The organism is Streptomyces sp. NPDC054887, from assembly GCF_053610585.1.
This window is the reverse complement of the sequence record NZ_JBSGYQ010000111.1, coordinates 1-13,137: the sequence shown is the minus strand read 5'-3', so window position 1 is coordinate 13,137 and position 13,137 is coordinate 1. Positions and strand designations below refer to the sequence as shown.

Sequence of the window (13,137 nt, the reverse complement as noted above, 5' to 3'; positions counted from 1 at the left end):
GCACCCCGGCGCGGCCGCGCCGGGGTGCGCCCTCCTGGCGCAGCCTTCGCTGCTTGGCGTCAGGAGAAGAACAGCGGCGACCACGGCCGCCCGGCCGACGATGTCACCAGCAGGCCGTGGGCGGGACCAGGGTGCCGGTGGCCGACCACTGGCGGTCATTCTGGCCAGACAGCCCGCGCCCCTAAGGGGGTCTGCCCGCGCGCCGAAGGTCCTCACCAGCAAGAGCTACCTCTCCCCGCGAGGATATCTACAGCACGCTGGAGAACGACATCCGCAAACGCGGGGACGGGCCGTTCACCACCGGGTGGTCCTCCACCGCCCCAACCCTGCGGACAGCGACCGCAGCATAGAGTGGTACTACGCGCTCAACGACTTCCAGTACCGACTCGTCGGGGAGAAGGAAGGCGACGAGATCAAGTACCACGTCGAGGTCCAGAAACGTTATGACTGGGGCATTCCCAGCGAGCACCGCGCCACGGTGTCCGGTGACGGGCCGGGACCGCTGGGCATGGACCTGGAACAGGCCGACATCGCCTACCTGCACAGCTCAGACATGGCCCAGGACTTCAACGTGTCCGGCTCGTCCGACGAGATGACGGCCCGCTCATGAAGGGGCGGCACTCAGGGGCACGGCCGCAGCCGGAGCCGTCCGACGCCGCCCGTCCGGCGCTCCCGGATGTCCGGAGCAGGGACGACGCCGCGCCCGGCGCCCATGAGGACGACGCGGGTCCCGGCGGCTTTCTGACGAAGCTGGCCCTGTGGGTCGGCCTTACCCTCTGCATCGCCTTCGTCGTCTGGGTGGCCTGGGGTTTCCTTCAGTTCGACCAGGATGTCGAACATCCCCGCGAAGGCGGCTTCTCCGGCTGGCAGTGCGACGCCGGCCGCGACTGCCGCTCCTGAAAACGCGCGGTCCGGGCCCGGTCCGGCTGCCCCCGTCCGGCCGAGGTGACGGCGGGCCAGGAGGCCGGAAGCCGTGGTGGACCTATGTAGGAACGGTTGCACACCGTCGGATGCGACAGGTTCGGCCACCCCGTGTACAAGCCCGTGACGTCCACAGACCAGGAGCAGCCGCGGCAGAGCTTTCGCCGGCCCTGCCACAGTGCATCTGCGGGATCATCCCCACATGCGCGGGGATGATCCCGGCGGGATCGAGCTCAAGTGGCTCGGGGCCGCCTGCTCCCCGCCCACACGGCGATGGCCCCCTGCGCAAGCGCGCCCACCCGGGTTGCTGCGCCGGCACGTACCACTTGCCGCCGCCCGCACGTCTCAGAACTTCCGCCGGGTCAGTGAACAGCAGAGACGCCTGAACTGTTCGGTAATGTGTTCCCCCGGGGAGGGCCTGAACAGGTGCTGCACGACGGCCCCGGCAGCCACAGCCGTAGACACGTCCCATGACCACGGACGACGGCACGGGCTGCGGCCCCTGATCCCAGAAGACGGACCACGAGACGCACGGGGGAACACCCATGACGACCGCTCACGCCTTGTCCGGCGTCGGGAGCAGTCCACCGCCGGAGAGCGGCACGGTCATCGCCGTGCACGACCTGCGGATGCGCTACCGCAGCCAGGACGTACTGAAGGGCGTCGGCTTCACAGCTCAGCGAGGCGAAGTGGTTGTGCTGCTCGGCCCGAACGGCGCGGGCAAGACGACCACGATCGAGGTCCTGGAGGGCTTCAGGATGCGCTCGGCCGGCGACGTGACCGTCCTCGGCACCGATCCGGCTCGCGGGGACGAGCGGTGGCGTGCGCGCCTCGGCATCGTGTTGCAGTCGTGGCGCGATCACGGCAAGTGGCGGGTACGGGAACTGCTGTCCCATCTCGGCTCGTACTACGCGCCCTACTCCACCACTCTCGTGCGGCGCCCGTGGGACGTCGACGAGCTCCTCGCCGCAGTCGGGCTGACCGAGCAGGCGGACAAGCGGGTCGGAACCCTGTCCGGCGGGCAGCGCAGGCGTTTCGACGTGGCAGTCGGCATCGTAGGCAGACCCGAGGTGCTGTTCCTGGACGAGCCGACCGCCGGTCTGGACCCTGAGGCCAGGAACGAGTTCCACGGACTGGTGCGCGGGCTCGCGGACGAGAACACCACCGTTCTGCTGACCACACACGACCTCGCCGAGGCGGAGAAGTTGGCCGACCGGATCCTTATCCTGGCCGGTGGCCGGATCGTGGCGGACGGCCCGGCCGAGGAACTGTCCCGGCAGGCATCGGCCGAGGCCACCGTCCGCTGGACGCGGGACGGGCATTCCTTCGAGCAGGCGACGGCCGAGCCCACCCGGTTCGTGCGTCGGCTGTTCGAGGAACACGGCGAGGCGATCGGCGGGCTGGAGGTGCGCCGGGCGAGCCTGGAAGACACCTATCTGACGATGGTGCGGGAGCTGCAGGCGGGGAGCGTTCCCGGTGAGCGGGCGGGGCATGCATTCGGGGAGGGATCGCGATGAGTCCGGTGTGGTACGCGGCGGGAGTAGGAGTGCGGCGCGGCTGGACGGAACTCCGGCAGACCTTCACTACCGGCCAGGACGTGTTCGGGTACGTGCTCTGGACGGTCATGCTTATCGTTCCGCTGTTCCTGGTCCGGGACGATCCGCTGAAGGGCGCCGGTATCTCGGTCGGCGCGTTCATGCTGCCGAGCGTCGTGGGGATGACGCTTGGGTTCACCGGAATGATGACCACGGCGCAGCTCCTCGCGACCGAGCGCGAAGACGGCACTCTGCTGCGGGCCAAGGCCGTGCCTCACGGCATGATCGGCCACCTGGTCGGCAAGATCATCATGGTGTCGGGGACGGCTCTCGCGTCCATGGCGCTGCCCTTTGCCGTTGGTGTATGCCTTGTCGACGGCGTTGCCCGACAGGGCGGCGGAGCGTTGCTGACGCTGGTGTGGGTGGTGCCGTTGGGTCTCCTGGCAACCCTGCCGATCGGTGCCGTCATCGGCTCACTCGTCTCCAGTCCGCGCACCGTCGGACTGCTGATGCTTCCGGTGATGGGACTCGTCGTCATCTCGGGGATCTACTTCCCCCTGTCCAAGCTGCCCGAGTGGCTGCAGACCGTCGGGCAGATCTTCCCTGTGTACTGGCTCGGCCTCGGTCTCCGGGCCGCGTTGCTGCCGGCCGAAGCTGTCGCCGCCGAGATCGGCGAATCCTGGCGGCACCTGCAGACAGCGGGCGTGCTGGGCGCCTGGGCGATCGCCGGGCTGCTCCTCGCACCGTCCATCCTGCGCAGGATGGCCCGCCGCGAGTCCGGAGCCGCGATGGCAGAACGGCACCGGAAGGCGATGCAGCGCGTCGGTTAGATGCGCCGGGGATGCCGGCTCGGTTCCTGGTCAAGGCCGCGCTGAACCGAGGGGGCGCCCTCCCCAGCGGATGTTGTCGTTGCGAAGGCGGGCGCGTTCCTTGCCGGTGTTGGTGGAAAGAGAACTCACGGGCGAGGAGAAGAGTCGTGGCATCAACCCGGTCCTGGCGGTCTGCGACTGGCCAAAGGACGCCGGCAACCCGGGTGCCTGAGCCAGGGCGGGGCCCCTTACCTCGCGCACCGGCTCGTACCCGTCCAGCTCGATGCCGTCGACGTCATCGAGCTGGACGGGCTTGGTGACCTGCTTCGCCCACATGGATGCGTGATGGGCCAGTGCGAGCAATTCCACCCAGCCCTCTCCGCCGGCCCCGGCCGCCCAACTGCCCGCTGATCGCCGCGCCGACACGTGAGTGCCCCCGTTCGAGCAGGATTGGGCGCGCTCCCTGGAAGTCGCCCGGCACAGCTACAGTTTCGCCCCGTCTGTCGTGTTGCTCCGTAGTCGGCCTTCTTGATCGCCAGTTGGCCAGTGACACCCGGTGCCGGCCGATCCGGTCGGCCGGTGCTTGACCTGAACCTTGGTTGATGTACGAGAGTCGTGTCATCGAACGGCGAGACGAGGAGATTCCGATGACACAGCCCAGGATCCTGGTGACCGGCGCGACCGGACGAGTCGGCGGCGCGGTGGTGACCCAACTGCACGCGACGAGCGTGCCCGTGCGGGCGCTGGTGAGAGGGGAGGCGGACTTCTCGAAGGGCGTGCAGGCGGTACGCGGCGATCTCGGTGATGCCGCGTCGCTGGACACAGCTCTTGAGGGCGTCGACTCGGTCTTCCTGGTGTGGCCGTTCCTGAGCGCCGTCGGCGCGTCGGACGTGATCGACGCGATCGGAAAGCGGGCCCGACGGGTGGTGTACCTGTCATCCGCCGGGGTCGGGAGCGAGAAGGAGAAGCCGAGCGAGGCGATCACCATGTTCCACACGGAGCTTGAGCGGCTGATCGAGGCATCGAACCTGGAGTGGACGGCGCTGCGGCCCACCGGCTTCGCGAGCAACACGCTGGGCTGGGCGGAGGAAGTTCGCACTACCGGTGCGGTACGGGCGCCGCTGGCAAGGCTGGCCCGCCCGCTGATTCACGAGGCGGACATCGCGGCGGTCGCCGTTCAGGCACTGACGACCGACGCCTTGCTCGACGCTCGTCCCCTGATCACCGGCCTCGAACTGATCACCCAGGAGCGGCAGGTGGCGCTGATCGGCGAGGCGATCGGGCGGCCGGTGCGGTTCGAGGAGGTCACAGTGGACGCGGCCATTGAGCACATGAAGGCGGCAGGTTACCCGGCAGAGCTGGTGGAGGCCGTGGTGCCGGCGCAGGCAAAGATGCTCGACAGTCCGGAGCCGGTCAACGATGAGGTGGAGCGCATCACGGGCACCCCGGCTCGGTCCTTCCGGGAGTGGGCGGTGGACCACGCGGCGGACTTCCGCTGATACTGGTTCTCGGATCATGTTCCGAGCCAGATGATGAGGGCTGCGAGGGTGACGGTGCCGAGGTAAATGTAGGCACGCTTCTCGTAGGGGGTGGCTACGGCCCGAAGGCGTTATAGCCGGTTGATTGTGCGTTCGACGGTGTTGCGTTTCTTGTAGCGCTCGCTGTCGAAGCCGGTGGGCCGGCCGCCTCGGGAGCCTAGGTTCTTTTGGTGTCTTTGCTGGTGGAGGCGTTCGGCAATTTCGTGTGGAAGGCCGCGTTCTCGCAGGTAGCGGCGGTTCTTCCGGGAGGTGTGGGCCTTTCTGCGGGGAGGTGATCGGGTGGGATGCACGGGTGGCCGACTCCGGTGCGGGGCACGTGGACGTGCTCCAGCACGCGTTGGAGCTGGAGGTCGTCGCCGTAGTGGCCCGGCGTCAGGACGACGGCGAGGGGGCAGCACAGTCCTTCGGCGGCGAGGTGGATTTTGGTGGCGTAGCCGCCTCAGAAACGTCCCAGACACTCATCTGGCCGCCTTTCTCCAGCCGGACGGCGAGTTTCCGTAGCACCGGATCGACCTGGTTCGTCCCCCGGGCGTACCCCCTTTTAGGACGGCGGCCGCCGGTGCCTTCCTCGCGCCGGCGGCATGCCGGTGAGTCCGTACTGCGGTCGAGTCGACTGACACCTCCCTGTCGATTCGGCCCGCGGCGTCCTCGGCAGCCTGGATACGAGACAGCAGAATCGCCCAGGCTCCATCCGCTGGCCTGCGGCGATGCCATTTACAGACGGTCTCCCACGGGCCGCACCGCTCCGCCAAGTCCCGCCACCAGACACCCGTCCGCACCCGGTCCGGATGGTCCTGCTCGACCTGGGCGACCGCCCGGGTCGGCGGCGAGCCGCCTTGGCCTCGGTGCCGCTGAGCTCGGTGGCGTAACCGTGCAGCACGGAGGTGCAGGTGCGCTTGCTCTGCCCGCTGTAGCCCGCTATCAGTCTCTTTGCCCTGCGTCGCGGACGCACCGAACTTGGCCGTCTCCTTCGCGATGATGCAACTCCCGGGAAAAGCCTCGGTCGCTCTCGCTACGATCTTCAGCTTCCGAGCATTGGAGTACCGCCATGAACGAACGCCCCGTCCACACGGTGGAAGTTCCCCTGGGCGACGGCGCCGGCGGCCAGGCCGTCCGCGTCCAGATCCGCGAGGTGGACGAGGCGCTCGTCCGCGTGGGGCGGGGCGGCCGCACCGTGGCACGGGCCGAGCGGACGCTCGGGCAGATGCTGGACACCGTACGTCCCGTTGCGGAGAGCTTCGTGGGCCGGTTCTCCGGGATGGCGCAGGCCCCGGACGAGATCACCTTGCAGTTCGGGGTGTCCTTGTCCGCCGAGGCGGATGTCGTCATCGCCAGCACCGCGACGGCGGCCAATTTCTCCGTCACCCTGACCTGGAACAGGCGCGACGAGCCGGACGCCGACCCCGATACTGTGGGACAGCAGCGCAGTTGATACGGGTGGGGGCCCAGTGACACACGGACCGCGGGGCAGGGGCGGGGACGACCGGGGGGCGACCGCGGAACGCACGCCGGGCCGCCCCGACCCGGCGTACGGCCCTGAGGCGGCCCTCGCCGCCGGCGTCGTCCGCGTAAAAGGCCGGGACGGGGCCCTCGCCGGTGCGGGCTTCCTGGTCGCCGACGATCTCGTGCTCACCTGCGCCCACGTGGTCTCCGACGCCCTCGACCGGCCCCGGGAGGAGGTGGTGAAGCCCGGGGCCGAGGTCGCCGTCGACCTGCCGCTGGCAGGGGACGCCGGGGGTGCTTACGACGGCGGTGACCGTACGGCTGAAGTGCGGCGCTGGATACCCGTCGCGCCCGACCGGACCGGTGACATGGCCCTCCTGTGGCTGAGGGATCCGATACCCGGCGCCCGGCCGCTGCCCTTGGCCGATCCTCCGGAGGGCGTGTGGCACCACCACGCCCGGGCCGTGGGGTTCACCGACGACCACCCCGGGGGCATTTGGCACAGTGGTACGTTCCGGGGGCCGACCCGGGAGGGATGGGTCCAGCTCTCGCGGGGTGACGGCGAGAGCGTCTACGTCAAGCGGGGCTTCAGCGGCAGTCCCGTGTGGAACGACGAATTCGGCGCGGTCGTCGGCCTGATGGTGGCCGCCGAGCCCGGACGCGAGGCGCAGCAGGCGTTCGCCCTGCGCACCCGTACGCTGCTGGACGCGCTGCCCGAACTCGTCCCGCTCGTCACCCCACCCACCCCGTTCCGCGGCCTCGCCACCTTCCAGGAGACCGACGCCGATGTCTTCTTCGGGCGGAACGACGACATCGAGAACGTGCTCGATGCGTTGCGGGGCCGCTGGCCGACCGTCACCCTGTGCGGGCCCTCCGGCTGCGGTAAGTCCTCGCTGGCGCTTGCCGGGGTGGTGCCGAGGATGCGGGAGGCGGGGTACGCCGTCCTGGTGGTCAACGCCGGGCACATCTCGTCCCTTCGCCACGCCCTGGCCACCAGGCTCTACGAGCTGCACGAGGCGGAAAGAGCGAATGGGGCGGACGGCCCCGCCCCGGTCCGGAGCGCCGAGCACGTGGCGGCCCTGCTGGGGGAGTGGGCTCTCCCCGACGTCCTGCACCGCGTCCTGGGGAGCGCCGGCAGCCGAGTCCTCGTCGTGGTGGACCAGGCCGAGGCCCTCCTCGACCGTTGTGAGGCCGATCTGGCGGAGGCCGCCGACCTGCTCTTCCGGCAGGGCCAGCCGGAGGGCATCCGCGTTCTGCTCACCCTCCGCTCCGACTTCGTGGACGCGGCACTCAACCGCCCCGTCCTGGGAACGGCGTTGAGGGACGGCTTCACCGTCGCGCTCACCCCGATGTCGGAGGACCAGCTCGCGAAGGTGATCGGCGAGCCGGTCAGACGGCTGCCGACGGTTGCGTACGACCCCGGGCTGGAGGAACTCATCCGGAAGGATGCCGGGGGTGCGCCCGGCATCCTGCCCCTGCTCGGCTTCGTCCTCGCCCAGCTGTGGGAACGGCAGGCCGCAGGACGGCTCCGCCTCGCGGCATACGAAGAGATGGGCGGAGTGTCCGGCGCCCTGGCACGCCACGCGGAACAGGCGTGGCGGGAGTGCGTACGCCCGGCGGACGAGGCCGACGCGCTGCGGCTGCTCACCGGGCTCGTCCGGGTACTGCCCGGCAGCGAGGCGCCGCTGCGCCGCATGATCACCCGCGAGGAGGCGGGGGAGACGCGATGGCGGATCGCCCGTGCACTGGCCGAACGGCGGCTGCTGGTGCTGCACGGGAAGGAGGGCGAGCCGCAGACGGCGGAGCTCGCCCACGAAGCCCTCACCAGCGCCTGGCCGACGCTCGCCGACCAGGTGCGGGCCGACAGCGACCTGTTGTCGGCCCGTGCGGAGCTGCGCCACGACCTCGACCGCTGGGAGGCGTCGGGGCGCTCCCCGGATCTGCTGCCCGGCCCGATTCATCTGGCTTCACTGACACGCCGACTACAGGCGCGGGAAGCTGAGCTCTCTACCGAGGAACGCACGTACATCGGCCTCGCCACAAGACGACAACGTCGCCGCCGGACCCGTCTGCGGGTCGCCTGGGGTGCCGCGGCGCTCGTCCTCGCGCTCATCGCCGGGCTCGGTACCTTCCTCATCGAGCAGTCACGCGTCAGCGCGCAGCGGGAGGCTGAGGGGCGGTCGCGCTCGCTGGCAAGTCTTTCGGAGGATCTGGTGCAGCGGGACCCGGGCGTCGCCGCCCTGGTCGCGATGGCGGCCCACGACCTCTCCCCTACCGAGGAGGCCCGCAACGCGCTACTGCGCCGCTACGACCACTTCGTGCAGGACCGGTGGGCTCTGACCTCGGGTGAGGCACGGGTGGACCGGGTGGCGGCGAGCACGGACGGCCGGGTGGTCCTCGTGACGACCAGGCTCAGAGGGTCGGGGAACTCCAAGGCGGGTGTGGTGCTCTTCGTCCGGGGTGCGGGCGAGCGCATCGTGCGCGCCCGGCTCTCCCTCGCCGAGGGCGCCTTCCTCCCGCTGGTCAGCCGTGACGGCCGCAGGATCGCCTACCTGTCGACGAAGGCCGGCGGCACCTTGTTCTGGCACGACGTGGACCGCGCGGGTAGGAACGAGGCGGCGGTGCTGGGGCCGGAAGGCAGCGTCGCCGGCACGGAGTTCGGGTACGAGGGGGCGGCGCTCGCCTCAGGCCTCGGCCAGGCCGACCTCTCCCCGGACGCCAGCGAGGTGGTGACGTCGGCGAACGGGCGCGTGAAGCTTCGAAAGCTGGCGACAGGCCGGGAGCGGAAGGTGCCCGGTCGGACACCCCCGGTGGACGCGGTGTGGTTCGGGCCGGACGGAAACACACTGGTGGCTCAGCAACAGGCCGGCACCGGGCAGAGCACAGTGCAGAAGCCGTCCCTCGTGGCGATCGACACCAGGACCGGAAGGTCGCGGAAACTGGCGGACGGCGTCCTTCCGACGTCTCCCCGTCTCGCCCTGTCGGGCAACGGCGCGGTACTGGTCGTCTGCCGTGAGGAGCGGCCGGGGAAAGGTGTCACGTACGAGGCCCTCCGGGTCGCGGACGGACGGGCACTGACCCGGTACCGGCCGGGCGAGTTCAGCAGCTCGTGCAAGAGGATCGCGATCGACGGGACCGGAGCGCATTTCGCAGTGAGCACGCTGCAGAGCGAGTGGGCTCTGGTCGGGACACGCCCCGGATCCGAGGCGCGGGAGATCGAAGGACCCGGCACTCAGCCGGAGAACGACGACCTGTCCCTCGTGGGCGATCCGGCGAACCCCGTCCTGATCATGTGGGACGAGACCTCGGTGATCGGGCGGCCCCTGATCACGGACAGGTTCGTCGCCGATGGCCCTCCGGCGCTGCTCGGCGGCACGGCCTGGGGTGAGGAGGGGGAGATGCTGGTCCGGATGGGCGACAAGGCCGACACACTCGGCATCGTACGCATGGACCCGGACGGGTCGACGACCGTGCAAAAGACGGTCAAGCGTCCACCGAGGGAAGACCCAGCGCTGTTCGTCAACATCGCACCCGGCATAGAGGTGAACCAGGCCGCAACGCTGGCAGCGGACCTCATCAGCTGGAACAAGGTCCGGATCTGGGAGCTCCCCTCCCTGCGGACCGTCACCGACATCACCGTCCGCATGCCTCCTCCCGACGGCGGCCCCGATGCGCCGAAGGAAGGTGTGGGGCTGCACTTCGGCCCCGGGGACGAGCTGCTGACCGTCTCCGGCTCCACCATCGAGCACTGGAGCGCCCGGGACGGACGGCGCCTGTCGAAACCGCTCGACGTTCGCGACCTGGGACTTACACGAACGGACTCCCCGAAGTTCACCGCATCCTTCCACCCGGAGCCGGGACACGTGCAGGTCGCGATACACGGCCAAGGGTTCCTCCGCGCCTTCTCTCTGCGCACGGGCCGGGAGAACAAGGCACTTGGCATCGACCTGGGGCCGGAAGCAGACTCCTCGGTTCTCGACCGGACCGGGAATTTCGCCGCCGTGCGGACCAAAGGGTCCATGATGGAACTGTGGTCGGTGGGGAGGACGGGAAAGCCCCCGCACCGGGTGCTCGGCCCGATGGGGCCCCTGAATCCCTGGGAGTACCGACAGGGCTTCCGGGGCGACAGCTCGGTGCATTTCCTGGCCAACGGGAACTCCATACGGTTCCAGGACGCGGCGGACCCCGAGGACCGCGGCGAGTCCTACGTGTTCGCAGAGGAGCAGAATTTCCTGGCGGTCTCCCGCGACGGCAGGACCCTGCTTCGCACCGTCGACAAGAACACCGTGGGCATCCTCCACCTCGACCCGGCGCTCTGGAAGAAGGAGCTGTGCGACACCCTCGGCCGTGACCTCTCCGAGAACGAACGCCGGGGCCTACCCGTCTGGCTGCCGGACCGGGTCTGCCCGCCGGGCGGCCGCTAAGAGAGCATCTGATCTATGTAGTTGGTGTGCAGGGAAGTTCTTGTGACTGTAGGTCGTAGGACTCGTTGGCCGGGGTGTGACTCCTTGACGCACGTATCCTCAGGACGGTGTCCAATGTGCTGCTGGTTGTTGGCCTTGGTCTGGGGCGGAGTACGTGGACGACGCCGGCCTGCTCGACCTGTCCCGCGCGGTCCTCGACTCCGCCCACGTCAGGGCGAAAAGGGGGGCGAACTCACAGGTCCGAGCCCTGTGGACCGGGGCAAGCCGGGTTCCAAGACGCACGTCCTGTCGGACGCGAACGGACTGCCCCTCCTCGTCGGAATCTCGGCAGCGAACATCCACGACAGCGAAGCGCTGAAGCCCAAGGTCACAGGTCACCAAACGAGACACGACCCCCACGGCGGACGCTACTTCAAGCCCCAGCGCCCTCACGCAGACAAGGCCTACGACGTTCCCCACCTGCGGAAATGGTTACGCGGCCGACGACGCATCGGCGTACGCATCGCTCGCAAAGGCATCGAGTCCAGCGAACGGTTGAGGCGCCGCAGATGGGTCATTGAACGCACCATGTCCTGGCTGGCCGGATAGCGCCGGCTCGACCACCGCTACGAACATCATCCCCGTAACTACCTGGCCTTTCTCGGACTCGCCGCCGCCCTCTGTTACTACAAACGACTCGTCCGACTCGCCACATAGGACACCGTCTTTGTGCTCCAGTTGGATTTCGCGTACTGAGCTGCTGGCTGTCGTTGTTCGGGTATGGACGTGATGCCTGAAGTCCATAACCGGCGCCGACCAGTGGCCTCGAGCCGCCGTCGACGAGGCGCGCGACCCCGTCCCTGACCGAGCCTGGCGCAGGTGTAGAACAGACCGGACCGGGCCGTAGTCGGCAGGCGCTTATGGCGCGTAGGAGGGTGGAGCCCAGGCGCTCCGGTGTGATCACGACGTCCACCGGCGGCCGGCCGGTAGCAGGGCGACGTCCGGCTGGTGAAGCCGCCACTGCTGGCTGCAGGCAGACGGATCCAACGCCGCGTCAGCCGGCCATTTCAGCGCACGCTTCGTGTTGCCCATACAGACCACCCCTGCATTCCGGGCCGGACGGAGCGAACAACCGTGCAGCCCATGGCGCACTGCCACCTCCGCCCCGCCATGGCGCGCTGCCGGATGGGACAGAGTTCCCGCTCGGCGAGCTCCGTGTAGCACCCCGCCGTGGTGAGGTGGTGGCGCCGTCGGTCAGGCATGGGTGACGGTTAACTCGATTGGACGCAGGCAATTTTGATGGGGCGTGACGGTGTCGGACACTGGTGGAGCCTCTTTCTCGGGGTGCAAGGCCGCTTTCGGCCAGGCCCTGGTAAGCGGGGTCGGAAGCGGCGCGGCCTGACGGCTGCGGTCGTCACCAGCCCGGCGACGGGTTGGTGACGACCAGGCGTGTCAGGGTGAGGTGTGTGCTGGGCCTTCGAGGCACCTGTCCTATGGGCCGGTTGCGAGACGGAGGAGCCTCCTGAGGGATGCCGGTGCACACCGCTGACCGCGCGGACCTACGAATGGGAGGCTTGCGAGCCTGCGGTTGCCTCGTAGGCCCCGGGCGCAAGGGCCCTGATGGGCCGTGAGCAGCTCGCCTCACGCTGGCGGCGCTCAATGGGGGTTCAAGACCGGCCCGCCCGTCGCGCCTGCGCCTGGTAGGCCCTCGTGCCGCAGCCTTCTGCAACTCGGGGAACAGAGCGAAACTCAGCGGGATTTCGGGGCGGACGGCGGTCGAGCAGCCCGTGATGAACGCTCCTCCATCCCCACATGTACAAATGGGCACCCCCGCAACCACCGGGTCGCGGACGGCGTTGTGATGGCCCCACATGAGGCCCGCCCATGCCGGGAAGCGGTACGGGTCGACGCCCCCTTGCCGGGGCAGCGCGACGGTGCTGCCGCGCTACCGCAAGGTCATCCGGCGCCGTCATGACGCCAACCGCAACCCTGGCACGGGAGGCCGGCGTGAGGGAATAGGGCGTCTTTGCGGCGACAGCCTGAAAGGCGGCGGCGTTCCCCATGCCGTTCTCCGCATCGCTTTCCTGTGCTGCCTCACCTCGGGTGAGCGAAAGCAATCGGGTCCGTGCGCCAGCGGCCATGCATCGGGCGGCGATGTATCGGGCGGCGACTTCGCCACGCCCGTGCGGGCGAGTACCTAAGAACACCCGGTTAGCGGCGCTTTTGCGAGAACGGCCGGGACGGGCTTATGGGCGGCAGGGAAATATTCCCTCATCCGGTGCAATAGTGGCCCACACGTCAACGGGCATGCCGGATGATATTTAGTGTGAGTTCGCATATTGTCATCGCGCCGGGCGCCGTTGAATGCCTAATCCTGCCCCTCGCTGCCCTTGCTTATTGCTGGCGCCTGGATATTTCTGCGTAATATGCGGCGACACAGAAATGGCTGCCCGGGCGATCGGTTGGGCCCGGTGCACGACCCCCGGCC

At 69.1% G+C, this 13,137-nt stretch carries 8 protein-coding genes and 1 pseudogene; 8 read left to right on the top strand and 1 reads right to left on the bottom strand.

Translation table 11 applies throughout. From position 1 onward, the window contains the following. The 4 genes from ACWGH0_RS33590 to ACWGH0_RS33575 form a co-directional block, all read left to right on the top strand. The coding region (locus ACWGH0_RS33590) for a hypothetical protein (protein ID WP_453408059.1) at window positions 1-610 on the top strand (610 nt) is incomplete at its 5' end. Continuing rightward, complete coding sequence (locus ACWGH0_RS33585) at window positions 607-900, top strand: hypothetical protein (protein WP_453408058.1); 294 nt, start codon at window positions 607-609, stop codon at window positions 898-900. The genes ACWGH0_RS33590 and ACWGH0_RS33585, both read left to right, overlap by 4 nt. A 566-nt stretch (window positions 901-1,466) precedes the next feature. Beyond that, complete coding sequence (locus tag ACWGH0_RS33580) at window positions 1,467-2,438, top strand: ABC transporter ATP-binding protein (RefSeq protein ID WP_453408057.1); 972 nt, start codon at window positions 1,467-1,469, stop codon at window positions 2,436-2,438. 29 nt (window positions 2,439-2,467) lie between these two features. Then, the gene (locus ACWGH0_RS33575; protein WP_453408056.1) at window positions 2,468-3,286 is read left to right on the top strand and encodes an ABC transporter permease; all 819 of its coding nucleotides are present in this window, start codon (window positions 2,468-2,470) and stop codon (window positions 3,284-3,286) included. Between the two features lie 30 nt (window positions 3,287-3,316). Here ACWGH0_RS33575 and ACWGH0_RS33570 read toward each other — a convergent pair whose 3' ends face one another. Continuing rightward, a complete protein-coding gene (locus ACWGH0_RS33570) occupies window positions 3,317-3,634 on the bottom strand; it encodes a hypothetical protein (protein WP_453408055.1) in 318 nt (105 codons plus the stop codon). A gap of 299 nt (window positions 3,635-3,933) precedes the next feature. Here ACWGH0_RS33570 and ACWGH0_RS33565 point away from each other — a divergent pair, with 299 nt between their 5' ends. From ACWGH0_RS33565 to ACWGH0_RS33550, 4 genes and pseudogenes are all read left to right on the top strand, one after another. Continuing rightward, window positions 3,934-4,764: an NAD(P)H-binding protein gene (locus ACWGH0_RS33565; RefSeq protein ID WP_453408054.1), complete on the top strand. Its 831-nt coding sequence runs from the start codon at window positions 3,934-3,936 to the stop codon at window positions 4,762-4,764. A gap of 1,087 nt (window positions 4,765-5,851) precedes the next feature. After that, on the top strand, window positions 5,852-6,235 hold the full coding sequence (locus ACWGH0_RS33560; RefSeq protein WP_453408053.1) for a CU044_2847 family protein: 384 nt from the start codon (window positions 5,852-5,854) through the stop codon (window positions 6,233-6,235). Window positions 6,236-6,251: 16 nt separating this feature from the next. Next, window positions 6,252-10,670 carry an nSTAND1 domain-containing NTPase gene (locus ACWGH0_RS33555; RefSeq protein ID WP_453408052.1) on the top strand — a complete coding sequence of 1,473 codons (4,419 nt, stop codon included), beginning with the start codon at window positions 6,252-6,254 and terminating at the stop codon, window positions 10,668-10,670. 154 nt (window positions 10,671-10,824) lie between these two features. Beyond that, a pseudogene (locus tag ACWGH0_RS33550) lies at window positions 10,825-11,366 on the top strand (IS5 family transposase); the annotation flags it as partial. Window positions 11,367-13,137: the final 1,771 nt, after the last annotated feature.